This window comes from Leclercia sp. S52, from assembly GCF_039727615.1.
Taxonomy (GTDB): Bacteria; Pseudomonadota; Gammaproteobacteria; order Enterobacterales; family Enterobacteriaceae; genus Enterobacter; species Enterobacter adecarboxylatus_B.
Window position 1 is genome coordinate 708571 of sequence record NZ_CP152474.1, and the last position, 25488, is coordinate 734058.

The 25488-nt window shown below is 55.4% G+C and carries 15 protein-coding genes and 5 pseudogenes; 17 read left to right on the forward strand and 3 right to left on the reverse strand.

Features of this window, described 5'->3' with window-relative positions:
- Positions 1–48 precede the first annotated feature (48 nt).
- The 4 genes and pseudogenes from dnaK (at position 49) to nhaR (ending at position 5498) form a co-directional block, all read left to right on the forward strand.
- Positions 49–1968: a molecular chaperone DnaK gene (gene dnaK, locus AAHB66_RS03415; protein ID WP_142488182.1), complete on the forward strand. Its 1920-nt coding sequence runs from the start codon at positions 49–51 to the stop codon at positions 1966–1968.
- Between the two features lie 86 nt (positions 1969–2054).
- Positions 2055–3191, forward strand: coding sequence for a molecular chaperone DnaJ (gene dnaJ / locus AAHB66_RS03420; protein ID WP_142488183.1), 1137 nt, complete (start codon positions 2055–2057; stop codon positions 3189–3191).
- A gap of 172 nt (positions 3192–3363) precedes the next feature.
- Positions 3364–4540, forward strand: a pseudogene (nhaA, locus tag AAHB66_RS03425) (Na+/H+ antiporter NhaA).
- Between the two features lie 58 nt (positions 4541–4598).
- Positions 4599–5498: a transcriptional activator NhaR gene (gene nhaR / locus AAHB66_RS03430; RefSeq protein ID WP_347115219.1), complete on the forward strand. Its 900-nt coding sequence runs from the start codon at positions 4599–4601 to the stop codon at positions 5496–5498.
- Positions 5499–5555: 57 nt separating this feature from the next.
- On the opposite strand, the gene rpsT is transcribed toward nhaR, so the two are convergent.
- A complete protein-coding gene (rpsT, locus tag AAHB66_RS03435) occupies positions 5556–5819 on the reverse strand; it encodes a 30S ribosomal protein S20 (RefSeq protein ID WP_003856458.1) in 264 nt (87 codons plus the stop codon).
- A gap of 101 nt (positions 5820–5920) precedes the next feature.
- On the opposite strand from rpsT, the pseudogene AAHB66_RS03440 reads away from it, so the two are divergent.
- The 6 genes and pseudogenes from AAHB66_RS03440 to ispH all read left to right on the forward strand — a co-directional run bounded on the left by AAHB66_RS03440 (position 5921) and on the right by ispH (position 11957).
- Positions 5921–6139, forward strand: a pseudogene (locus AAHB66_RS03440) (DUF2575 domain-containing protein).
- Positions 6140–6146: 7 nt separating this feature from the next.
- Positions 6147–7086 (forward strand): annotated as a pseudogene (ribF, locus tag AAHB66_RS03445) (bifunctional riboflavin kinase/FAD synthetase).
- A 33-nt stretch (positions 7087–7119) separates the two neighbouring features.
- Positions 7120–9936 (forward strand): isoleucine--tRNA ligase, encoded by a 2817-nt coding sequence (gene ileS, locus AAHB66_RS03450; protein ID WP_347115220.1) that lies wholly within the window; start codon positions 7120–7122, stop codon positions 9934–9936.
- On the forward strand, positions 9936–10436 hold the full coding sequence (lspA, locus tag AAHB66_RS03455) for a signal peptidase II (protein WP_039030431.1): 501 nt from the start codon (positions 9936–9938) through the stop codon (positions 10434–10436). Before ileS ends, lspA begins: the two co-directional genes overlap by 1 nt.
- A 117-nt stretch (positions 10437–10553) precedes the next feature.
- Positions 10554–11025: pseudogene (gene fkpB, locus AAHB66_RS03460) on the forward strand (FKBP-type peptidyl-prolyl cis-trans isomerase).
- Positions 11006–11957, forward strand: a pseudogene (ispH, locus tag AAHB66_RS03465) (4-hydroxy-3-methylbut-2-enyl diphosphate reductase). Before fkpB ends, ispH begins: the two co-directional pseudogenes overlap by 20 nt.
- Before the next feature lie 17 nt (positions 11958–11974).
- Here ispH and AAHB66_RS03470 read toward each other — a convergent pair.
- Positions 11975–12880, reverse strand: a complete 906-nt coding sequence (locus AAHB66_RS03470) for a LysR family transcriptional regulator (protein WP_347115221.1) — start codon at positions 12878–12880, stop codon at positions 11975–11977.
- 92 nt (positions 12881–12972) lie between these two features.
- Between AAHB66_RS03470 and AAHB66_RS03475 the strand changes: the two genes are divergently transcribed.
- From AAHB66_RS03475 to AAHB66_RS03495, 5 genes are all read left to right on the forward strand, one after another.
- The gene (locus tag AAHB66_RS03475) at positions 12973–13605 is read left to right on the forward strand and encodes an alanyl-tRNA editing protein (RefSeq protein WP_347115222.1); all 633 of its coding nucleotides are present in this window, start codon (positions 12973–12975) and stop codon (positions 13603–13605) included.
- Between the two features lie 148 nt (positions 13606–13753).
- Complete coding sequence (dapB, locus tag AAHB66_RS03480) at positions 13754–14575, forward strand: 4-hydroxy-tetrahydrodipicolinate reductase (protein WP_347115223.1); 822 nt, start codon at positions 13754–13756, stop codon at positions 14573–14575.
- Between the two features lie 456 nt (positions 14576–15031).
- Positions 15032–16180: a glutamine-hydrolyzing carbamoyl-phosphate synthase small subunit gene (gene carA, locus AAHB66_RS03485; RefSeq protein ID WP_347115224.1), complete on the forward strand. Its 1149-nt coding sequence runs from the start codon at positions 15032–15034 to the stop codon at positions 16178–16180.
- An 18-nt stretch (positions 16181–16198) separates the two neighbouring features.
- Positions 16199–19423 carry a carbamoyl-phosphate synthase large subunit gene (carB, locus tag AAHB66_RS03490; RefSeq protein ID WP_347115225.1) on the forward strand — a complete coding sequence of 1075 codons (3225 nt, stop codon included), beginning with the start codon at positions 16199–16201 and terminating at the stop codon, positions 19421–19423.
- A gap of 188 nt (positions 19424–19611) precedes the next feature.
- Positions 19612–19845 carry a YgdI/YgdR family lipoprotein gene (locus AAHB66_RS03495; RefSeq protein WP_347115226.1) on the forward strand — a complete coding sequence of 78 codons (234 nt, stop codon included), beginning with the start codon at positions 19612–19614 and terminating at the stop codon, positions 19843–19845.
- Between the two features lie 51 nt (positions 19846–19896).
- On the opposite strand, the gene AAHB66_RS03500 is transcribed toward AAHB66_RS03495, so the two are convergent.
- A complete protein-coding gene (locus tag AAHB66_RS03500) occupies positions 19897–22335 on the reverse strand; it encodes an autotransporter outer membrane beta-barrel domain-containing protein (protein ID WP_347116414.1) in 2439 nt (812 codons plus the stop codon).
- A gap of 749 nt (positions 22336–23084) precedes the next feature.
- Between AAHB66_RS03500 and kefF the strand changes: the two genes are divergently transcribed.
- The gene (gene kefF, locus AAHB66_RS03505; RefSeq protein ID WP_347115227.1) at positions 23085–23615 is read left to right on the forward strand and encodes a glutathione-regulated potassium-efflux system oxidoreductase KefF; all 531 of its coding nucleotides are present in this window, start codon (positions 23085–23087) and stop codon (positions 23613–23615) included.
- On the forward strand, positions 23608–25473 hold the full coding sequence (gene kefC / locus AAHB66_RS03510; RefSeq protein ID WP_347115228.1) for a glutathione-regulated potassium-efflux system protein KefC: 1866 nt from the start codon (positions 23608–23610) through the stop codon (positions 25471–25473). Before kefF ends, kefC begins: the two co-directional genes overlap by 8 nt.
- Positions 25474–25488: the final 15 nt, after the last annotated feature.

The window sequence follows — 25488 nt, forward strand, 5'->3', positions numbered from 1 at the left end:
ACAGGTACACAACCACATGTTGACTGAATTTTTAGTGGAGACGTTTAGATGGGTAAAATTATTGGTATCGACCTGGGTACTACCAACTCTTGTGTAGCGATTATGGATGGCACTACTGCACGTGTGCTGGAGAACGCCGAGGGCGATCGCACCACGCCTTCTATCATTGCTTATACCCAGGATGGTGAAACTCTGGTTGGTCAGCCGGCTAAACGTCAGGCAGTGACAAACCCGCAGAACACCCTGTTTGCGATCAAACGCCTGATTGGCCGTCGCTTCCAGGACGAAGAAGTGCAGCGTGATGAAGCCATCATGCCGTACAAAATCATCGGCGCTGAGAACGGCGACGCATGGATTGACGTTAAAGGTCAGAAAATGGCACCGCCGCAGATCTCTGCTGAAGTGCTGAAGAAAATGAAGAAAACGGCTGAAGATTACCTGGGTGAAGCGGTAACTGAAGCGGTTATCACCGTACCTGCATACTTCAACGATGCTCAGCGTCAGGCAACCAAAGACGCCGGCCGTATCGCGGGTCTGGAAGTCAAACGTATCATCAACGAACCAACCGCAGCGGCACTGGCCTACGGTCTGGATAAAGAAGTCGGCAACCGTACTATCGCGGTATACGACCTCGGTGGCGGTACTTTCGATATCTCCATTATCGAAATCGACGAAGTTGACGGCGAAAAAACCTTCGAAGTTCTGGCGACCAACGGTGATACCCACCTGGGTGGTGAAGACTTCGACAGCCGTATGATCAACTACCTCGTTGACGAATTTAAGAAAGATCAGGGCATTGACCTGCGTAACGACCCGCTGGCCATGCAGCGCCTGAAAGAAGCCGCAGAAAAAGCGAAAATTGAGCTCTCTTCTGCGCAGCAGACCGACGTGAACCTGCCGTACATCACTGCAGACGCGACCGGTCCAAAACACATGAACATCAAAGTGACTCGCGCGAAACTGGAAAGCCTGGTTGAAGACCTGGTTAACCGTTCTATCGAGCCGCTGAAAGTTGCTCTGCAGGATGCAGGTCTGTCCGTATCCGAAATCCAGGACGTTATCCTGGTGGGTGGTCAGACGCGTATGCCAATGGTTCAGAAGAAAGTGGCTGAATTCTTTGGTAAAGAGCCACGTAAAGACGTTAACCCGGACGAAGCCGTTGCTATCGGTGCTGCAGTTCAGGGTGGCGTACTGACCGGTGAAGTTAAAGACGTACTGCTGCTGGACGTTACCCCGCTGTCTCTGGGTATCGAAACCATGGGCGGTGTGATGACGGCGCTGATCGCCAAAAACACCACCATCCCTACCAAGCACAGCCAGGTGTTCTCTACCGCTGAAGACAACCAGTCTGCGGTAACCATCCATGTGCTGCAGGGTGAGCGTAAACGTGCCGCAGACAACAAAGATCTGGGTCAGTTTAACCTCGATGGTATCAGCCCGGCGCCGCGCGGTATGCCACAGATCGAAGTCACCTTCGACATCGATGCTGACGGTATCCTGCACGTTTCCGCGAAGGACAAAAACAGCGGTAAAGAGCAGAAGATCACCATCAAAGCCTCTTCCGGTCTGAACGAAGAAGAGATCCAGAAAATGGTTCGCGAAGCGGAAGCTAACGCCGAGTCTGACCGTAAGTTCGAAGAGCTGGTTCAGACCCGTAACCAGGGTGACCATCTGCTGCACAGCACCCGTAAGCAGGTTGAAGAAGCCGGCGACAAACTGCCAGCTGACGACAAAACCGCTATCGAGTCTGCGCTGAGCGCGCTGGAAGCATCCCTGAAAGGCGAAGACAAAGCTGATATCGAAGCGAAAATGCAGGCGCTGGCTCAGGTTTCCGAGAAGCTGATGGAGATCGCGCAGCAGCAACACGCTCAGCAGCAGGCTGGCGCGGGTGCTGACGCTTCTGCAAATAACGCGAAAGATGACGACGTTGTCGACGCAGAGTTTGAAGAAGTGAAAGACAAAAAATAATCGCCCTTTGAACGGGTAATACACTGGCACGGGCGAAGAGGTTTCCTCTCCGCCCGTGCACGCATGTTAGGGGCAGATAAAACAAGATGGCTAAGCAAGACTATTACGAGATTTTAGGCGTTTCCAAAACAGCGGAAGAGCGTGAAATCAAAAAGGCGTATAAGCGCCTGGCCATGAAATTTCACCCGGACCGCAATCAGGGTGACAAAGAGGCCGAAGCCAAGTTTAAAGAGATCAAAGAAGCCTACGAAATCCTGACCGATGCCCAGAAACGTGCGGCATACGATCAGTACGGTCATGCTGCGTTTGAACAGGGCGGCATGGGCGGCGGCGGCGGATTTGGTGGCGGCGGCGCAGATTTCAGCGATATTTTTGGTGACGTCTTTGGCGACATCTTCGGCGGCGGTCGCGGTCGTCAGCGTGCGGCTCGTGGCGCAGACCTGCGTTACAACATGGAGCTGTCGCTGGAAGAGGCCGTACGCGGCGTAACGAAAGAGATCCGCATTCCGACCCTGGAAGAGTGCGACATCTGCCACGGCAGCGGTGCGAAAGTCGGTACCAAGCCACAGACCTGTCCAACCTGTCACGGTTCCGGTCAGGTGCAGATGCGTCAGGGCTTCTTTGCGGTGCAGCAGAGCTGTCCGCACTGTCAGGGCCGCGGTACGCTGATCAAGGATCCGTGCAACAAGTGCCACGGTCATGGTCGCGTTGAGAAGACGAAAACCCTGTCCGTTAAAATTCCGGCAGGCGTGGATACCGGCGATCGTATTCGTCTGTCTGGCGAAGGCGAAGCGGGTGAACATGGCGCACCGGCAGGCGATCTGTACGTTCAGGTGCAGGTGAAGCAGCACGCGATTTTCGAACGTGAAGGCAACAACCTGTACTGCGAAGTGCCGATCAACTTTGCGATGGCGGCGATGGGCGGCGAAATCGAAGTGCCAACTCTCGACGGTCGCGTAAACCTGAAAGTGCCTGGGGAGACCCAGACCGGCAAGCTGTTCCGCATGCGCGGTAAAGGCGTGAAATCGGTGCGTGGCGGCGCGCAGGGCGACCTGCTGTGTCGCGTGGTGGTCGAAACCCCGGTTGGCCTGAATGAAAAACAGAAGCAGCTGCTGAGAGAGCTGCAGGAGAGCTTTGGCGGCCCAACGGGTGAGAACAACAGCCCGCGCTCCAAAAGCTTCTTTGATGGCGTGAAAAAATTCTTTGACGATTTGACTCGCTAATCGGTGAGCTGACGTTATTCTCAAAGCCCGGAAGCGATTCCGGGCTTTTTTTATGGCTGAAAGATAGCTCGGAAAAAGCGAGCTCATCCTCAATATTAACCTGCTTTTACCGATGAATATCCGCGAGTATGATGGTTTTAACGAGGTATGGTCGTAAAGAGAGAGAGTAAAAGTGAAACTTCTGCATCGTTTTTTCCAGAATGAGGCCTCCGGTGGCATCATTCTTATTCTGGCCGCAGCGCTCGCAATGCTGCTGGCTAACCTGGGCGTTACCCGCGATCTGTATCACGCTTTTCTGGAAACTCCCGTTGAACTTCGCGTCGGCGTGCTGGAAATCAACAAGAACATGCTGCTGTGGATCAACGATGCGCTGATGGCGGTCTTTTTCCTGCTGGTGGGGCTGGAGGTGAAGCGTGAGCTGGTTCAGGGCTCACTGGCCAGCCGTCAGCGCGCAGCGTTTCCGGTGATTGCCGCCATCGGCGGGATGGTGGTACCGGCGCTGATCTACCTGGCCTTTAACTGGCAGGATCCCGTTGCCCGCCACGGCTGGGCGATCCCGGCCGCAACGGACATCGCTTTTGCGCTGGGGGTTCTGGCCCTGCTGGGCAACCGCGTGCCGATGGCGCTAAAAATCTTCCTGATGGCGCTGGCGATCATTGATGACCTGGGCGCGATTATCATTATCGCCCTGTTCTACACCAGCGAGCTGTCGGTATTGTCGCTGGGCGTCGCGGCGGCAGCCATTGCAGCGCTGGCGCTGCTGAATATCTGCAATGTCCGTCGGATCGGCATCTATGTGCTGGTGGGGATGGTGCTGTGGACGGCGGTACTGAAATCGGGCGTGCACGCTACCCTGGCCGGGGTGATTATTGGCTTCTTCGTGCCGCTGAAGTCGCAGGAGGGCAAATCTCCGGCAAAACAGTTAGAGCATGTTCTGCATCCGTGGGTTGCCTTTATGATCCTGCCGCTGTTTGCCTTTGCTAACGCGGGCGTCTCCCTGGAGGGGGGTCACCTTCGGTGGGTTGACGTCGATGTTGCCGCTGGGGATCATCGCCGGTCTGTTTATCGGCAAGCCGCTGGGCATTAGCCTCTTCTGCTGGCTGGCGCTGAAACTGAAGCTGGCCTCGTTGCCGCACGGCACCACCTGGCGGCAGATTATGGCCGTTGGCGTGCTGTGCGGGATCGGCTTTACGATGTCGATCTTTATCTCAACGCTGGCGTTTGGCCCGCATGCCCCGGAGCTTATCGTCTGGGCTAAACTGGGTATTCTGACCGGGTCGCTGCTGGCAGCGTTTATTGGCTATGCCTTACTGAAAATGAAATTGTCGGGGCAGGTGCATCCGGCGTAACGGAACGTCGGGAGGGCAGGCCGCCCTCCCGTAAACACTATCAGGGAGCGAGGATCGCATGTCTCATCTTAACTACAACCATCTGTATTACTTCTGGCATGTCTATAAAGAGGGCTCGGTTGTCGGCGCTGCAGAGGCGCTCTACCTGACGCCGCAGACGATTACCGGGCAGATCAAAGCCCTGGAAGAGCGGCTGCAGGGGAAGTTATTCAAGCGTAAGGGAAGGGGGATCGAACCCAGCGAGCTCGGCGAGCTGGTATTTCGCTATGCCGACAAAATGTTCACCCTGAGCCAGGAGATGCTCGATATCGTCAATTACCGCAAGGAGTCGAACCTGCTCTTTGACGTCGGTGTCGCGGATGCGCTGTCAAAACGGCTGGTCAGCGGCGTGCTGGATGCGGCGGTGGTTGAGGATGAACAGATCCACCTGCGCTGTTTTGAATCCACCCACGAGATGCTGCTCGAGCAGCTGAGCCAGCATAAGCTGGATATGATTATCTCCGACTGCCCCATCGACTCCACCCAGCAGGAAGGGCTGTTCTCGGTGAAGATTGGCGAATGTGGCGTTAGCTTCTGGTGCATCAACCCGCCGCCGGAAAAACCTTTCCCGGCCTGCCTGGAGGAGCGCCGACTGCTGGTGCCAGGCAGACGCTCCATGCTCGGACGCAAGCTGCTGAACTGGTTTAACTCGCAGGGGCTGAATGTGGAGATTCTGGGAGAGTTTGATGATGCGGCGCTGATGAAGGCCTTTGGCGAAGCGCACAACGCCATCTTCGTTGCCCCGACGCTTTACGCACAGGATCTCTATTCGGACATCAGGATCACGGAGATTGGCAGGGTAGATAACGTGATGGAGGAGTATCACGCGATATTTGCCGAAAGGATGATTCAGCATCCGGCGGTGCAGCGTATCTGTAACCGTGACTACTCGGCGCTGTTTACGCCACCGGCAATCTGAAGGCATAAAAAAACCCGCGTTAAGCGGGTTCTTTAAACAAGCAACAACAAGTAGCGATTAAGCCAGTTTGTTGATCTGCGCGGTCAGGTTTGCTTTATGACGCGCTGCTTTGTTTTTGTGGATCAGACCTTTAGCAGCCTGACGATCCACGATTGGTTGCATTTCGTTAAATGCGTTCTGCGCTGCAGCTTTGTCGCCAGCTTCGATTGCTGCGTATACTTTCTTGATGAAAGTACGCATCATAGAGCGACGGCTTGCGTTGTGCTTACGAGCCTTTTCAGACTGAACGGCACGTTTCTTAGCTGATTTGATATTAGCCAAGTCCAACTCCCAAATATGATCTATGTGGACAATTCAAAGGCCGAGGAATATGCCCTCTCTGCCTTCTTTTGTCAATGGATTTGTGCAAATAAGCGCCGTTAATTAGCGACGCTACGTTACGTAGTGATGGCGCAGGATTCTACCAGCTTGTCTCTCCTGAATACAGCTTTTCGACATAAAAATCGTCATCTGCGGACAGATTTTTTCGCTGTGAAAGGCAACCCTGATGAAATCATTACGGCTTTCTGTTTTGCGTGAACAATCGCCGGTTAACCTTAACCGCTGTACAAGGTATACTTTGGCGATTTTCACTGTTTTGAGCCAGTCATGAAGCTGATACGCGGCATACATAATCTCAGTCAGGCCCCGCATGGGTGTGTGCTGACTATTGGTAATTTCGACGGCGTGCATCGTGGACATCAGGTGCTGTTGCAGGGGTTACGTGAAGAGGGGCGGGCACGAGGTCTGCCGGTAGTAGTCATGATTTTTGAGCCGCAGCCGCTGGAGCTTTTTGCCAGCGAGAAGGCGCCTGCGCGCCTGACCCGCCTGCGTGAAAAGTTACGTTACCTGGCGCAGTGCGGCGTGGACTACGTCCTGTGCGTCCGTTTTGATCGGCGTTTCGCCGCCCTGACGGCACAAAATTTTGTCAGCGACCTGTTAGTTGATCGCCTTGGCGTGCGCTTTCTGGCGGTGGGAGATGATTTCCGCTTTGGCGCTGGTCGTCAGGGGGGATTTCTTGCTATTACAGAAGGCTGGCCTGGAGTATGGCTTTGACGTCACCAGCACCCAGACCTTCTGCGAAGGCGGCGTACGTATCAGCAGCACGGCAGTACGCCAGGCGCTGGCTGAAGACGATCTGGATGCCGCCGCAACGCTGCTCGGACGCCCGTTCTCTATCTCCGGGCGCGTCGTGCATGGCGATGAACTGGGTCGCACCATTGGTTTCCCTACGGCGAACTTACCGCTGCGTCGTCAGGTTTCCCCGGTAAAAGGGGTCTATGCGGTAGAAGTGACGGGGCTGGGCGATAAGCCTCTGCCCGGCGTGGCCAATATTGGTACCCGTCCGACAGTGGCTGGCGTACGCCAGCAGCTCGAAGTGCATTTGCTGGACGTTGTAATGGACCTCTATGGTCGCCATATAGATGTAATCCTGCGTAAAAAAATACGCAATGAGCAGCGATTCGCCTCGCTTGATGAGCTGAAAGCGCAAATCGCGAGAGATGAGTTAACAGCCCGCGAAATTTTTGGGCTATCAAACCCGGCTTAATGCCTGAGATATAAATACGGAACCGAGAATCTGATGAGTGACTATAAATCAACCCTGAATTTGCCGGAAACAGGGTTCCCGATGCGCGGCGACCTCGCCAAGCGTGAACCGGGAATGCTGGCGCGTTGGACCGATGATGACCTGTACGGCATCATCCGTGCAGCCAAAAAAGGCAAAAAAACCTTCATTCTGCATGATGGCCCTCCTTATGCGAATGGCAGCATTCATATTGGTCACTCTGTAAACAAGATTCTGAAAGACATTATCGTGAAGTCCAAAGGCCTCACGGGCTTTGACTCGCCTTATGTTCCTGGCTGGGACTGCCACGGTCTGCCGATCGAGCTGAAAGTCGAGCAAGAGTTCGGTAAGCCGGGTGAGAAGTTCACCGCGGCTGAATTCCGCGCCAAATGCCGCGAATACGCTGCGACCCAGGTTGACGGCCAGCGTGAAGACTTTATCCGTCTGGGCGTGCTGGGCGACTGGTCGCACCCGTACCTGACCATGGACTTCAAAACCGAAGCCAACATCATCCGTGCGCTGGGCAAAATCATCGGCAACGGCCACCTGCACAAAGGCGCCAAGCCGGTGCACTGGTGCGTGGACTGCCGCTCTGCGCTGGCTGAGGCGGAAGTCGAGTATTACGACAAAACCTCTCCGTCCATCGACGTGGCCTTTGAAGGCGTCGATCAGGAAGCGCTGCAGGGCAAATTTGGCCTGCCGGCCGTAAACGGCCCAATCTCGCTGGTGATCTGGACCACTACCCCGTGGACCCTGCCTGCCAACCGCGCGATCTCCCTCTCTGCGGAGTTCGACTATGCGCTGGTGCAGGTTGAAGGCCGCGCGCTGATCCTGGCGAAAGACCTGGTGGAGAGCGTGCTGAAACGCGCGAACATCACCGAGTACAGCATTCTGGGTACCGTTAAAGGTGCCGAGCTGGAGCATTTGCGCTTTAAGCATCCGTTCCTCGATTTCGATGTGCCAGCGATTCTGGGCGAACACGTCACCCTGGAAGCAGGTACCGGTGCGGTGCATACCGCCGGTGGCCACGGCCCGGACGACTACACTATCAGCCTGAAATACGGTCTGGAGATCGCTAACCCGGTTGGCCCGGACGGCGCGTACCTGCCAGGCACATATCCGACCCTGGACGGCATCAACGTTTTCAAAGCCAACGACATCATCGTCAATATGCTGCGCGACAACGGCTCGCTGCTGCACGTTGAGAAAATGCAGCACAGCTATCCGTGCTGCTGGCGTCACAAGACCCCGATCATCTTCCGTGCGACGCCGCAGTGGTTTGTCAGCATGGATCAGAAAGGCCTGCGCGCGCAGTCGCTCTCTGAGATCAAAGGCGTGCAGTGGATCCCGGATTGGGGCCAGGCGCGTATCGAATCCATGGTCGCCAACCGTCCTGACTGGTGTATCTCCCGTCAGCGTACCTGGGGTGTGCCAATGTCTCTGTTCGTGCATAAAGAGACCCAGGAACTGCACCCGAACACCCTGGAACTGATGGAAGAAGTGGCGAAGCGCGTCGAAGTGGACGGCATTCAGGCGTGGTGGGATCTCGACTCCCGCGACATCCTGGGCGCTGACGCGGACAACTACGAGAAAGTGCCGGATACCCTGGACGTCTGGTTCGACTCCGGCTCTACGCACTCCTCCGTAGTTGACGTACGTCCTGAGTTTGCCGGCCACGCTGCCGACATGTATCTGGAAGGTTCTGACCAACACCGCGGCTGGTTCATGTCATCCCTGATGATCTCCACCGCCATGAAAGGTAAAGCACCTTACCGTCAGGTACTGACCCACGGCTTCACCGTGGATGGTCAGGGCCGTAAGATGTCCAAATCTATCGGCAACACCGTTTCGCCGCAGGATGTGATGAACAAGCTGGGCGCCGATATTCTGCGTCTGTGGGTGGCATCAACCGACTACACCGGCGAAATGGCAGTGTCCGATGAGATCCTGAAACGTGCCGCCGACAGCTATCGTCGTATCCGTAACACCGCGCGCTTCCTGCTGGCGAACCTGAACGGGTTCGATCCGGCGAAAGACATGGTGAAACCGGAAGAGATGGTGGTGCTGGATCGCTGGGCGGTAGGCTGCGCACAAGCGGCGCAGGAAGATATCCTGAAAGCCTACGAGTCTTACGACTTCCACGAAGTGGTGCAGCGCCTGATGCGCTTCTGCTCCATCGAGATGGGCTCGTTCTACCTCGATATCATCAAAGACCGTCAGTACACCGCCAAAGCGGACAGCGTGGCGCGTCGCAGCTGCCAGACCGCACTGTTCCATATCGCGGAAGCGCTGGTGCGCTGGATGGCACCGATCATGTCCTTTACTGCGGATGAGATCTGGGGCTACCTGCCAGGCGATCGTGAGAAGTATGTCTTCACCGGCGAGTGGTACGAAGGGCTGTTTGGCCTGGCAGAGACCGAAGCCATGAACGATAGCTTCTGGGACGAGCTGCTGAAAGTGCGCGGAGAAGTGAACAAGGCGATCGAGCAGGCGCGTGCCGACAAGAAAGTGGGCGGCTCTCTGGAAGCGTCAGTAACCCTGTACGCTGAACCTGAGCTGGCGGCGAAGCTGACGGCGCTGGGCGATGAATTACGATTTGTCCTGTTGACCTCCGGGGCGAATGTTGCGGATTATGCCGACGCGAGCGCGGATGCCCAGCAGAGCGAACTGCTCAAAGGGCTGAAAGTGGCGCTGGTAAAAGCCGAAGGTGAGAAATGCTCGCGCTGCTGGCATTACACTACCGATGTCGGCAAGGTGGCGGAACACGCAGAGATCTGCGGACGCTGTGTCAGCAACGTCGCCGGTGATGGCGAAAAACGTAAGTTTGCCTGATGAGTAAATCACTCTCTTCAACAGGGCTGCGCTGGCTGTGGCTGGTAGTGGTCGTGCTGATTATCGATCTGGGCAGCAAGTACCTGATCCTCCAGAACTTTGCTCTGGGGGATACGGTTCCGCTGTTCCCGTCGCTTAATCTGCACTATGCGCGCAACTATGGCGCGGCGTTTAGCTTCCTGGCTGACAGCGGCGGCTGGCAGCGCTGGTTCTTCGCAGGTATCGCTCTCGGTATCTGTGTGGTGCTGGCCGTGCTGATGTACCGCGGGAAAGCCACGCAAAAGCTGAATAATATCGCCTACGCGCTGATCATTGGCGGCGCGCTGGGCAACCTGTTCGACCGTCTGTGGCATGGCTTTGTGGTCGATATGATCGACTTCTATGTCGGCAACTGGCACTTCGCCACCTTCAACCTGGCCGATACGGCGATTTGTATCGGTGCGGCGCTGATTGTGCTGGAAGGCTTCCTGCCTAAACCCGCAGCGAAAGAGCAGGCGTAATTGTCAATGCCGGGTGGCGCTACGCTTACCCGGCCTACCGAATATGCCGATCCTGTAGGCCGGGTAAGCGAAGCGCCACCCGGCAAACAGGCGAGACAATATTAAAGAGCACTCTGCATGACCAAATCCGTACAGTCCAACAGCGCGATGCTGGTTCATTTCACGCTGAAACTTGATGATGGCTCCACCGCGGAGTCCACCCGCAATAACGGCAAACCGGCGCTGTTCCGTCTTGGCGATACCTCCCTGTCCGAAGGTCTTGAGCAGCAGCTGCTGGGGCTGAAAGAGGGGGGAGAAAAAAGCCTTTTCTCTGGAGCCGGATGCTGCGTTTGGTGTGCCGAGCCCGGACCTGATCCAGTACTTCTCGCGTCGTGAATTTATGGATGCGGGTGAACCGGAAATCGGGGCGATTATGCTCTTTACCGCTATGGATGGCAGCGAAATGCCTGGCGTGATCCGTGAAATCAACGGCGATTCCATCACCGTCGATTTTAACCATCCGCTTGCCGGGTGTACCGTCCATTTTGATGTTGAAGTGCTGGAAATTGACCCGGTACTGGAGGATGTGAATGCAGATCCTGTTGGCTAACCCGCGCGGTTTCTGTGCCGGAGTAGACCGCGCTATCAGCATTGTTGAAAACGCGCTGGAGCTTTACGGCGCGCCGATTTATGTCCGTCACGAAGTGGTGCATAACCGCTATGTGGTGGATAGCCTGCGTACCCGCGGGGCGATCTTTATTGAGCAGATCGACGAAGTGCCTGATGGCGCGATCCTGATCTTCTCCGCGCACGGCGTCTCTCAGGCAGTGCGTAACGAAGCGAAAAATCGCGATCTGACCGTCTTTGACGCCACCTGTCCGCTGGTCACCAAAGTGCATATGGAAGTCGCACGTGCCAGCCGTCGCGGCGAAGAGTCGATCCTTATTGGTCACGCAGGCCACCCGGAAGTGGAAGGCACAATGGGCCAGTACAGCAACCCGCAAGGGGGGGATGTACCTGGTGGAGTCTCCGGACGATGTGCTGACGCTGAACGTCAAAAACGAAGCGAAGCTGTCGTTTATGACCCAGACCACGCTTTCGGTGGATGATACGTCCGACGTGATCGATGCGCTGCGTAAGCGCTTCCCGAAAATCGTCGGCCCGCGTAAGGACGATATCTGCTACGCCACCACCAACCGTCAGGAAGCGGTGCGCGCTCTGGCGGAGCAGGCAGATGTGGTGCTGGTCGTCGGCTCGAAAAACTCCTCGAACTCTAACCGTCTGGCCGAACTGGCGCAGCGGATGGGGAAAGCGGCATTCCTGATTGACGATGCGACTGATATTCAGGAAGCCTGGGTCAAGAATGCGGCCTGTGTTGGTGTGACTGCGGGCGCGTCTGCCCCTGATATTCTGGTGCAGAACGTGATTGCACGCCTGCAGGAGCTGGGCGGAGGAGAAGCCATCCCACTGGCGGGGCGCGAAGAGAATATCGTCTTCGAAGTGCCGAAAGAGCTGCGTATCGATGCCCGCGAAGTTGAGTAAGATTAAAAAAATGCCAGTCACTGAATGACTGGCATTTTTTCATTCAGGTAGTCGATCATCGCCCGCATTCTGGCTGGCATATTTTTGTTACGTGTCCACAGCAGCCAGAGATCGCCCGTATAGCTACTGATAAACTCCCAATCCGGCAGTACCTGCACAATCTCTCCGCTTTCCAGCGCCTCACGCGCCGTGAACAGCGGTAAACTCCCGATACCCAGACTGCGCTTTACCGCATCCAGCCTCACGCCCGTGTGGTTAGCGGCATAACGTCCGTGCGTCTGTACCGTTTCCGTTTTCCCGTTTAACGCAAACTTCCAGCGTGAATCGGCCGGGATTTCACCGAGCGAAATACAGCTATGGTGCCGAAGATCGTGCGGATGCTGTGGCGTACCCATACGGCGAAGATACTCTGGCGTGGCGCAGATCACATGGGTGATCGGCATCAGCGGTTTACCGTACAGGCCTGGAGAGGGGGTATTGGTGATCCGTAACGCCAGATCGACACCGTCGTCGATCAAATCCATATAGCGATCTTCCAGACGCAGACAGACATCAATTTGCGGATAGCGCTCAAGGAATGCAGGGATTAAAGGATGGATCACAAAACGTCCCACGGCTTTTGGCACGCTCATTGTCAGCTTTCCCTGCGCAACGGTCTGCAGGCTGCTGCCTGAATCCATCGCCTGCTGCGCTGCGTCCAGCATATCCAGCGCATGTTCATAAACCGATTTTCCGGTCACGGTAAGGGCCAGTTTGCGCGTGGTGCGGTGCAGTAATTTACATCCCATTTCCTTTTCAAGCCGTGAAACACAGCGGCTAATCGCGGAGGGCGTTGCGCCGGTGAGCCGGGCTGCGGTTGAAAAATTTCCATGTTCTACGATGGTGACAAAAGTGGCGAGATCGGGAAGCAGGGTAGGTTTCATTTGTGCATACCAGGCAAGAGTGCAATGCGTGAGTGGCAGATTATCGACATTTAAGTGATGAATATACTGTCAGGGTACAGAGGAGAACAACCATGACAGAACGACTTTATTACACCAGTGACGCGACAGCAGGCCGGGCGCAGGTGATCCGCTGCACTGAAGAGCCTGACGGCCGTTACGCCATTGAACTCAATCAAACCCTTTTCCATCCGCAGGGAGGCGGACAGCCCGCGGATCGAGGAACGATCGCCGGGATGGTGGTAGAAGCGGTCTCCCTGCGCGAAGAGCAGGTCGTCCATATTCTGTCCGGCGCGCTTGCGCCAGGCGAGGTGGAGATACAGGTGGATGAAGATGTGAGAGAACGTCACGCCCGCTGGCACAGCGCAGGCCATTTGATTGGCTATGCCGGCGAGCAGTTTGGCTGGAAGCCGGTAAAAGCCCATCACTGGCCCGGTGAAGGGCGGATTACCTTTATGCCCGGCGAGCCTCAGGGCCTTCTGCCTGATGCCAGCGCTCTGATGGCCATAATTGACGGCTGGAAAGCCGACAACCTGCTTCGCCATACCGAAATTGAATCCGGCAGACGCAAGGTTCGCTTTGGCGATCTCCCGGCCTACCTGTGCGGAGGAACGCACGTTGTACAGCTGGCGGATATTGGGATGGTGCAGATCCTCGGGCTGAAGATGAAAAAGGGCCAGCTGGTCGTCACCTATGCCCTCGATTAACAGGGATGTTCACTGACGATCATGTCTTTCACTGATATCTCTTCCTGTTTATCATTAAATTCTAATTATCGCCGTTTTCAGTGGCAGCCTTCGTCAGGGCTGGTTAATCTGAAAACGGTTTACATCATTTTAACGTAAGAGAATAACTATGCATGATGCACAGGTCCGCGTCGCCATTGCGGGCGCGGGTGGCCGCATGGGCCGTCAGTTAATTCAGGCGACATTGCAGATGGATGGCGTCACGCTTGGCGCGGCTCTGGAGCGCGAAGGCTCATCGCTGCTGGGTGCCGATGCCGGGGAACTGGCGGGCGCAGGCAAGTCAGGCGTCACCATACAAAGCAGCCTTGAGGCGGTTAAAGACGACTTTGATGTCTTCATCGACTTCACCCGCCCTGAAGGTACGCTCACTCACCTGGCGTTTTGCCGTCAGCACGGCAAAGGAATGGTTATTGGCACCACCGGTTTCGATGATGCGGGCAAGCAGGCTATTCAGGATGCAGCCAAAGATATCGCAATCGTTTTTGCAGCGAACTTCAGCGTGGGCGTGAACGTCATGCTCAAACTGCTGGAGAAGGCGGCGAAGGTGATGGGGGATTACACCGATATCGAAATTATCGAAGCGCACCATCGTTATAAAGTCGATGCCCCTTCAGGCACCGCGCTGGCGATGGGTGAGGCGATTGCACAGGCGATGGATAAAGATCTGAAAGCGTGTGCGGTCTACACCCGGGAAGGTCATACCGGCGAACGTGTCCCTGGCACCATTGGTTTTGCCACCGTGCGTGCGGGTGACATCGTAGGCGAACATACTGCGATGTTTGCCGATATCGGCGAGCGCGTTGAAATCACCCATAAAGCGTCCAGTCGTATGACTTTTGCAAATGGGGCTGTTCGTTCTGCAATTTGGTTGAAAGGCAAAAAAGATGGTCTCTTTGACATGCGTGACGTGCTCGATCTTAACAATTTATAATCAAGTTTACCCTTCGTGATGTGGTTATTGCAGTCATAATTAGTTGATTGCAGAGGGCAATAATTTATTGCCCTTTAATTTTAGCCTGTTTTAAGTCTGTTTTAATTTGAAGTGCTTATAAATATAAGTTATCTCCATTATTTCTGTTTCAAAATTGTGAATTTTGACCAAATGGTCCACTTTTTACGGTTATGGATGCCCTCTTAACAATAAAAACGAGCCGCAAGCGTTTTCTTACGTGATTTAGTTGATCTTTTTGCCCGTTAACAACCATCCCGCTCATCAGTGCCACAAAAACTACAAACAAAAGCTGCTTTTTAAGTTGACTTTCCCCTGCCAAATCTCCAGAATGCCGCCGTTTGCCGAAAATCCACTGGCAGCAGATTTGCATTGCTTCGTACTACGGTTATGAATTAATATGCAAATAAAGTGAGTGAATATTCTCTGGAGGGTGTTTTGATTAAGTCAGCGCTATTGGTTCTGGAAGACGGAACCCAGTTTATCGGTCGGGCCATTGGGGCAACAGGTTCGGCGGTTGGGGAAGTCGTTTTCAATACTTCAATGACCGGTTATCAAGAAATCCTCACTGATCCTTCCTATTCCCGCCAAATCGTCACTCTAACTTATCCTCATATCGGTAATGTCGGCACCAACGCTGCTGATGAAGAGTCCTCCCAGGTACATGCACAAGGTCTGATTATTCGCGACCTGCCGCTGATTGCCAGCAACTACCGCAATACCGAAGACCTCTCTTCCTACCTGAAACGCCATAACATCGTGGCGATTGCCGATATCGATACCCGTAAGTTGACGCGTCTGCTGCGTGAAAAAGGTGCCCAGAACGGCTGCATCATCGCCGGCGACAACCTGGATGCGGCTCTGGCGCAGGAAAAAGCCAAAGCCTTCCCGGGGCTGAACGGCATGGATCTGGCAAAAGAAGTGACCACCGCTGAAGCCTACAGCTGGACTCAGGGTAGCTGGACGCTGGCAGGTGAACTGCCGGAAGCGAAAAAAGAAGAGGAGCTGCCGTTCCACGTGGTGGCTTACGACTACGGCGCCAAGCGCAACATCCTGCGCATGCTGGTGGATCGTGGCTGCCGTCTGACCGTTGTACCAGCGAAGACCCCGGCAGACGACGTGCTGAAGATGAATCCGGACGGGATCTTCCTCTCCAACGGCCCGGGTGACCCGGCCCCGTGCGACTACGCCATCGACGCGATTAAGAGCTTCCTCGAAACCGATATTCCGGTATTCGGTATCTGCCTCGGCCATCAGCTGCTGGCGCTGGCGAGCGGTGCGAAAACCGTGAAGATGAAGTTCGGTCACCACGGTGGTAACCACCCGGTGAAAGATATCGACAACAACACGGTCATGATTACCGCACAGAACCACGGTTTTGCGGTGGACGAAGCCTCCATGCCTGCCACGCTGCGCGTAACACATAAGTCGCTGTTCGATGGCACCCTGCAGGGGATTCATCGCACCGACAAACCGGCGTTCAGCTTCCAGGGACACCCGGAAGCCAGCCCTGGCCCGCACGATGCCGCGCCGCTGTTCGATCACTTTATCGAACTCATTGAGCAATACCGTAAGACCGCTAAATAATCAGGAGCCGAGAAGACCATGCCAAAACGTACAGACATAAAAAGCATCCTGATCCTTGGCGCTGGCCCGATTGTTATCGGCCAGGCCTGCGAATTCGACTACTCCGGCGCCCAGGCGTGTAAAGCCCTGCGCGAAGAGGGTTACCGCGTTATTCTGGTGAACTCCAACCCGGCGACCATCATGACCGACCCGGAAATGGCCGATGCGACCTACATCGAGCCGATTCACTGGGAAGTGGTACGTAAAATCATCGAAAAAGAGCGCCCGGATGCGGTGCTGCCAACCATGGGTGGCCAGACGGCGCTGAACTGCGCGCTGGAGCTGGAGCGTCAGGGCGTGCTGGCCGAGTTCGGCGTAACCATGATTGGTGCCACTGCCGACGCGATTGATAAAGCCGAAGACCGCCGCCGTTTCGACGTGGCGATGAAAAAAATCGGCCTCGACACCGCGCGCTCTGGTATCGCACACAATATGGAAGAAGCGCTGGCGGTTGCCGCTGACGTGGGTTATCCGTGCATCATCCGTCCGTCCTTCACCATGGGCGGCACCGGCGGCGGTATCGCCTATAACCGCGAAGAGTTCGAAGAGATCTGCGAGCGCGGTCTGGATCTTTCCCCAACCAAAGAGCTGCTGATTGATGAGTCGCTGATTGGCTGGAAAGAGTACGAGATGGAAGTGGTGCGTGATAAAAACGACAACTGCATCATCGTCTGCTCCATCGAAAACTTCGACGCCATGGGTATCCACACCGGTGACTCCATCACCGTGGCGCCTGCCCAGACGCTGACCGACAAAGAGTACCAAATCATGCGTAACGCCTCGATGGCGGTACTGCGTGAGATTGGCGTCGAAACCGGCGGCTCTAACGTGCAGTTCTCGGTTAACCCGAAGAACGGTCGTCTGATTGTTATCGAGATGAACCCGCGCGTATCCCGCTCCTCTGCGCTGGCATCGAAAGCCACCGGCTTCCCGATTGCCAAAGTGGCGGCGAAGCTGGCGGTAGGTTACACCCTCGACGAGCTGATGAACGACATCACCGGCGGCCGTACCCCGGCCTCCTTCGAACCCTCTATCGACTACGTTGTCACCAAAATTCCTCGCTTCAACTTCGAGAAATTTGCCGGTGCTAACGACCGTCTGACCACACAGATGAAGTCCGTCGGTGAAGTGATGGCGATTGGCCGCACCCAGCAGGAGTCCCTGCAGAAAGCCCTGCGCGGCCTGGAAGTGGGCGCCACCGGTTTCGACCCGAAAGTGAGCCTGGATGACCCGGAAGCGCTGACCAAAATCCGTCGTGAGCTGAAAGATGCCGGTGCCGAGCGTATCTGGTACATCGCTGACGCCTTCCGCGCCGGCCTGTCCGTCGATGGCGTCTTCAACCTGACCAATATTGACCGCTGGTTCCTGGTGCAGATTGAAGAGCTGGTGCGTCTGGAAGAGAAAGTTACCGAGCTGGGCATCAACGGCCTCGACGCTGACTTCCTGCGCATGCTGAAGCGTAAAGGCTTTGCCGATGCGCGTCTGGCAAAACTGGCGGGCGTGCGCGAAGCGGAAATCCGCAAGCTGCGTGACCAGTACAACCTGCATCCGGTCTACAAGCGCGTGGATACCTGTGCGGCAGAATTCGCCACCGACACCGCATATATGTACTCCACCTATGAAGACGAGTGCGAAGCGAACCCGTCCGTTGACCGCGACAAGATTATGGTACTGGGCGGCGGTCCAAACCGTATCGGCCAGGGCATCGAGTTCGACTACTGCTGCGTACACGCCTCACTGGCGCTGCGCGAAGACGGTTACGAGACCATTATGGTCAACTGTAACCCGGAAACCGTCTCTACCGACTACGACACTTCCGACCGCCTCTACTTCGAGCCGGTAACCCTGGAAGACGTGCTGGAAATCGTACGCATCGAGAAGCCAAAAGGCGTTATCGTCCAGTACGGCGGCCAGACCCCTCTGAAACTGGCGCGCGCGCTGGAAGCCGCAGGCGTACCGGTAATCGGTACCAGCCCGGATGCGATTGACCGCGCGGAAGACCGCGAGCGTTTCCAGCATGCCGTGGACCGTCTGAAGCTGAAGCAGCCCGCTAACGCCACCGTGACGGCGATTGAGCAGGCGGTTGAGAAGGCCAAAGAGATCACCTATCCGCTGGTGGTGCGTCCATCCTACGTGCTGGGCGGCCGGGCGATGGAAATCGTCTACGACGAAGCCGACCTGCGCCGTTACTTCCAGACTGCGGTCAGCGTCTCTAACGATGCGCCAGTGCTGCTGGACCGCTTCCTTGATGATGCGGTGGAAGTGGACGTGGATGCCATCTGCGACGGCGAAATGGTGCTGATTGGCGGCATCATGGAGCACATTGAGCAGGCAGGCGTGCACTCCGGCGACTCCGCCTGTTCTCTGCCAGCCTATACGCTGAGCAAAGAGATTCAGGACGTGATGCGCGAGCAGGTGCAGAAGCTGGCCTTTGAGCTGCAGGTGCGCGGTCTGATGAACGTGCAGTTTGCGGTGAAAGACAACGAAGTCTACCTGATTGAAGTTAACCCACGTGCAGCGCGTACCGTACCGTTCGTCTCCAAAGCCACCGGCGTACCGCTGGCGAAAGTGGCGGCGCGCGTGATGGCGGGCCAGACCCTGGCTCAGCAGGGCGTGACCAAAGAGATCATCCCACCGTACTACTCGGTGAAAGAGGTGGTGCTGCCGTTCAACAAATTCCCGGGCGTTGACCCGCTGTTAGGGCCAGAAATGCGCTCTACCGGGGAAGTGATGGGCGTGGGCCGCACCTTCGCAGAAGCATTCGCTAAAGCGCAGCTCGGCAGCAACTCCACCATGAAGAAACAGGGCCGTGCGCTGCTGTCCGTGCGTGAAGGGGATAAAGAGCGCGTGGTGGACCTGGCCGCGAAACTGCTGAAGCAGGGCTTTGAACTGGATGCGACCCACGGTACCGCGATTGTACTGGGTGAAGCCGGTATCAATCCGCGTCTGGTGAACAAGGTGCATGAAGGTCGTCCGCACATTCAGGACCGTATCAAGAATGGCGAATACACCTACATCATCAATACCACCGAAGGGCGTCAGGCGATTGAAGACTCCAAGCTGATTCGCCGCAGCGCGCTGCAGTACAAAGTGCACTACGACACCACCCTGAACGGCGGTTTCGCGACAGCCATGGCGCTGAACGCGGATGCGACCGAGAAGGTGATTTCCGTGCAGGAGATGCACGCGCAGATTAACAAGTAAAACCCAGGTTATCGTAGGCCCGGCAAGCGAAAGCGCCGCCGGGCAAACGGCGGGTGGCGCTTCGCTTACCCGCCCTACGATGGCTAGCTCCCTCTTCAGAACCTTCTGCTTTTCCATCTCCCATCAGTCAGTTAGCCTAAAATTATCAGGTCGATAATTAAATCCAACTGAAAAGCAGGGAGAACACCATGCGAAATAATCTTTTGCTGACCTCTATTTTTACTGCCGCAGCACTGTTCACCGTTGCCGGTTGTTCATCTAATCAGGCGGTGAAAACTACCGACGGCAAAACCATTGTCACCGACGGTAAACCAAAGGTGGATGATGATACTGGAATGATGTCTATTGATAATGCCGAAACCGGTCAGACGGAACAGATTAACCGCGATCAGGTTAAATCCATGGGTGAGCTGGATAACTGATAAAAAAATGCAGTGGCCTGAGCCACTGCACGTTTGATTGAAGTAACGCGATTACCAACGGTGGTTCAGCAGAATATGACCGCCGTAGGCATCGTAGCTGTTTTCACCCCATTCGCCGCTGGCGCGCAGCGAGATCAAGGTGGTCTCGTTCAACTTGCCGGTGACGCCCAGCTCCAGCTGACCGCGATCGTCCGGAGTATCGTTGCTGAACGCTTCGCCGTTAAAGGCGATATCGTTCTGCCCGGCACCCTTCAGCCAGTTAACCGCTACATAAGGCTGCCAGGCCTGCACATCTTTCTGATTGAAGTAGCTGGTTTTCACACCCACACGTCCCAGCACGCTGTCGTTATCGAGAGTGGAGATACGCACGCCGTCGGCGTCAGTGTGATTTTCCTGATCAAGATAGCTGTAGACGGCTTGGATCTGCGGTTCGATTTTCCAGGTTCTTTCGCTTTCTGAGTCCACAATCCAGGCATGACCTGCTTCCAGCGAGGCGGCAAAGCCGTGGCTGTTGTAGGACTCGTTGTCACGACCGTCGCTTCTCAGCTTGTTGTGATACCAGCCGAAAGAGGCCCAGCTGTCGATATAGCTGCCTTTACGCAGCTGCTGATCTTCCTGCCAGGTGGCGTATACGCCGACGTTAACGCCATCCACTTTACCCTGCGCAGAACGTTTGCTGGTCGCTGAGGTAGAGTCGGTTTTGGCCTGACCGGCACCGAACATCATCCCGCTATGCAGAACCCCGGTGTCCATCTTCTTACTGATGAAATCACTGCCGACCTGCATCACGTACTGAGTAGTGTCATAGTTAACTTTGCCACCCGCTACGTCATTTTCATGATAGCGACCTTTGACGTACATCCAGGTGTTGAGATCGTCTTCATTGCGCAGCGTCAGCTGATCGCGATCGTCGCGTTTGTGCAGGAACATATCCTGGGCGGCGAGATAGTTACCTAAATAGGCGCCCACCTCAGGTGCGAGGTTGGCTGGTGCCGGTGCCGGTGAAGGCGTTGGATCCGGTGTTGGATCTGGTGTTGGGTCTGGCGTTGGAGCCGGTGCTGGGTCTGGTGTTGGATCTGGTGCTGGATCTGGTGCTGGATCTGGTGTTGGATCCGGTGTAGGCGCAGGCGTAGTATCTAAAGATTCCAGATACCAGTTACCATCAGTGTGCTGGTTCAGGCTATATTCCCACGCCCCGACCACGACTGGTCTGGAGAGAGAAAACGCCGCATCGGAGTTACCGCCCACGCTGACGACCTGCATCCCGTTGACGGTCTGCGCGCCCATCCCGCCGATATTGGAGATGCGGATGCCAGACTCACCGGCGCTATTGCCGGTAATGGTGAGATGGTCAGTAGCTGAACTGTCATCACCCAGCACGCTGTTCATGGCGATCAGGCTACCGCTTACGCCGGTATAGTCCCCGTTGATGGTGAAATTGTTGCCTACGCTGTCATTCAGCCCGGCGATCTGCAGCGTGCCACTGTTAGTGACGTTGCCGTTGATGGTGTTAAGGGTAGAAGAGCTGGACGCGCTGTTCCCCTGCACGGCATTCCAGGATGCCAGCACGCCGCCGCTGAGGATATCAACGTTGTTGTTTACGCTGCCTGCGCTGGCAAAGGTTGCGCCTTCGGCTACCAGGGTTGTGCCGCTGCGCAGAAGGGTGTTGCCGGTGTAGCTATCGTTGCCGGTCAGGGTTAACAGATTCGCATCGATTTTTTCCACATTGCCGCTGCCGGTCATATCAGACGCGAAGGTGGAATCGGAACCCTGGTTAAAGATAAAGGTACCGTTGTTGGTAACCGTACCGGTCAGTGCGCCGGTATGGGTGCCGTCACCCAGCTGCAGCGTGCCGACGTTAGAAATCAGGGTATTACCGGCGTCATTTTTTACGTTGCCAGTCAGGGTCAGTTTACCCGCATCGACCTTAATTGAGTCGTTTGCGCCGATAATATCGACATTGCCGGACAGTGCCCAATCAGTACCATTCATGGTCAGCGAAGCGAAACCGTCTCCCTCATTCAGGCCGCGGAAGTTGCTGTCTTCGGCACCTTGTCCACGTAATGTTAAGGTGTTAGTCCTCGAATTGGTTGAGATAACGTCGCCGTTAAGCACCGATCCGCTTCTCAGTATCAACACGTTAGATTGATTACTTGCAAAGGTAATTGCGCTGTCTGAACCCTCAATCACCCCGGTATTGCCGAGCAGAAGCCTGTGATCGCCGGTCGCGATAACGCCGTTTGTGGAACCGTGAATGGTTCCGCTATTTTCAATATTACTACTACCTGTAGTATTAAATTCTGCACCGTTCCCGACGCTGCCGTTAATAAGGCCCTCATTATTGATTGCGACACCAGCATCAGCAGAGAGCGCTGTTTTACCTTCGATAACGCCTGTTGCGGTATTATTGATTTCGGTTGAGTTTTGTTGAATCTTAATGCCTTTCTCTGCGCCACTAATTGTTCCGGCATTGTTTATGTCCCCAGCCATGTTATTGACGGTAATTCCGTTGGCACCGGTGGACTCGATTCGCGCATTTTGCTGGTTATTCACCACAACTTTTTGTGTTTGCGTAGAGATATACATTCCGTCGCCCGCGCTAGTCACCAACCCATTGTTCGTGACGCTACGGATTACATCTTCGGAAACAGTGACAGCGGGTGCAGTAGTGGAAGAGCTAATGCTGATACTCTCAGGAATGATATAGGCAGTATCAGTAGCAAAAGTTTGAGGGACATCTGTTGAGCCACTAATAGTTGTTTCTGCTGTTACCATTAACGGCGTAAATACAATTAAAGCGGGGAATAGACTTTTTAACGATCTTGTCGTTTTATTTAATCTCGGGGTATTGTTGTTCATTGCCACATCCATTTTGTGATTTAAGAGCGCGCATTTTAATGAGGGTGTGTTTTTTTGTAAATAAGTGTTTTTTAAGAATAAAAGAATGAAATGAAGCTTAAATTATTGATTCTGTGATCATTTGCGTATAGCGATTTATTTTAAATTATGGATTTAATTTAATTTAATTTTCCGAAAATTATATTGTTTGGGCGTGCTCAATCTGAATAATATATATTATTCAGATTGACTATGTATTGAATGAAATGATAAAAGCTGCCACAAAATGGATTTACCAATCGTTGCGGTTAACGTCATCACGGCCGCAGACCCCTTCAAACGCCTCGCTTTCCTGTCTACACTGACTGTCACAACCACAAAGCAGTTCAACCAGGGTAATCATGATCCTCATTATTTATGCCCATCCTTACCCGCATCACTCCCATGCGAATAAACGGATGCTTGATCAGGTAAAGACGCTGGAGGGCGTAGAGATCCGCTCGCTCTACCAGCTCTATCCTGACTTTAATATTGATATCGCCGCCGAGCAGGAGGCGATCGCCAGGGCCGATTTGATTGTCTGGCAGCACCCGATGCACTGGTACAGCACTCCGCCTTTATTGAAACTGTGGATCGACAAAGTGTTTTCACACGGCTGGGCATATGGTCATAACGGCAAAGCGCTCAGGGGCAAAAGCCTGTTGTGGGCGGTGACGACCGGGGGCGGTGAAAGCCATTTTGATATCGGCTCCTTCCCCGGCTTTGAGGTACTGGCGCAGCCGCTGCAGGCGACCGCGCTTTACTGTGGTCTGAACTGGCTTCCTCCGTTTGCCATGCACTGCACCTTTGTCTGTGACGACGAAACGCTGCAAGCCCAGGCCCGACACTATAAACAACGTTTACTCGACTGGCAGGAGGCGCACCATGGATAGCCATACGCTGATTCAGGCGCTGATCTATTTAGGCGCCGCAGCGCTGATTGTGCCGGTTGCGGTACGCCTTGGGCTCGGCTCGGTGCTGGGATATCTGATTGCCGGCTGCGTGATTGGCCCGTGGGGATTCCGGCTGGTCACCGACGCCGAGTCGATCCTGCACTTTGCGGAGATCGGCGTGGTGCTGATGCTGTTTGTCATTGGCCTGGAGCTGGATCCGCGTCGTCTGTGGAAGCTACGCGCGTCGGTGTTTGGTGGTGGGGCATTGCAGATGCTGGCCTGCGGTCTGCTGCTGGGTGGATTCTGCATCCTGCTGGGCATGGACTGGAAGGTGGCGGAGCTGATCGGCATGACGCTGGCTCTCTCCTCCACGGCCATCGCCATGCAGGCCATGAACGAGCGCAACCTGACGGTTTCTCAGATGGGGCGCAGCGCCTTCTCGGTGCTGCTCTTCCAGGATATCGCGGCCATTCCTTTAGTGGCGATGATCCCGCTGCTCGCCGTATCCGGAGCCTCTACCACCCTTGGCGCCTTTGCTCTCTCGGCATTAAAAGTCGCCGGAGCATTGACCCTGGTGGTCCTGCTCGGACGGTACGTCAGCCGACCGCTGCTGCGCTTTGTAGCCCGTTCCGGCCTGCGGGAAGTGTTCAGCGCCGTGGCCTTGTTCCTGGTCTTCGGCTTTGGCCTGATGCTGGAAGAGGCCGGACTCTCTATGGCGATGGGCGCGTTCCTGGCCGGCGTCCTGCTGGCAAGCTCGGAGTACCGCCACGCGCTGGAAAGCGACATCGAGCCCTTTAAAGGGCTTCTGCTGGGGCTGTTTTTCATCGGCGTCGGCATGTCCGTCGACTTCGGCACCTTAGTGACCCATCCGCTGCGCATTGCGATCCTGCTGGTGGGCTTCCTGGTGATTAAAATGGCGATGCTCTGGCTGGTTGCTCGTCCGCTGAAGGTGCCCGGGAAACAGCGCCGCTGGTTTGCGGTACTGCTGGGGCAGGGGAGTGAGTTTGCGTTCGTGGTATTTGGCGCGGCTAACATGGCAAACGTGCTCGATCCGGAGTGGGCGAAAGCGCTGACGCTGGCGGTAGCGCTCTCGATGGCGGTAACGCCGCTGCTGCTGGTGGTATTGACCCGCCTGGAAGCGGCCAACAGTGGTCAGGAGCGTGAGGCGGATGAAATCGACGAAGAACAGCCGCGGGTGATCATTGCCGGGTTTGGTCGCTTCGGCCAGATCACCGGCCGTTTGCTGCTCTCCAGTGGGGTGAAGATGGTCATCCTCGATCACGATCCCGACCATATTGAGACCTTGCGTAAGTTTGACATGAAGGTCTTTTACGGCGATGCCACGCGCGTGGATCTGCTGGAGTCCGCCGGGGCGCAGAAGGCCGAAGTGCTGATCAACGCGATTGACGATCCGAAGAACAGCCTGCAGCTGGTTGAACTGGCGAAGACCCATTTCCCGCATCTGAAAATCATCTCCCGCGCCCGCGATATCGATCATTACATCAAGCTGCGCCAGATCGGTGTTGATGCGCCGGAGCGTGAAACCTTCGAAGGGGCGCTGAAATCCGGTCGGCTGGCGCTGGAAAGTCTCGGGCTCGGGGCGTATGAAGCCCGGGAGCGGGCCGATCTGTTCCGCCGGTTTAATATTGAGATGGTCGAGGAGATGGCTGCAATGGCGGAGAACGATGCCACGTCACGTGCGGCGGTGGTTAAACGCACCAGCGCCATGCTGATGGATATCATCAACGAAGATCGTAATCACCTCTCGCTGACCCAGCGTCACGGCTGGCAGGGCACGGAAGAAGGTAAGCATACGGGCGATCCGGGAGACGAGCCGGAGAGTAAACCGCTGGCGTGAAGAGGGGTTGCCAGC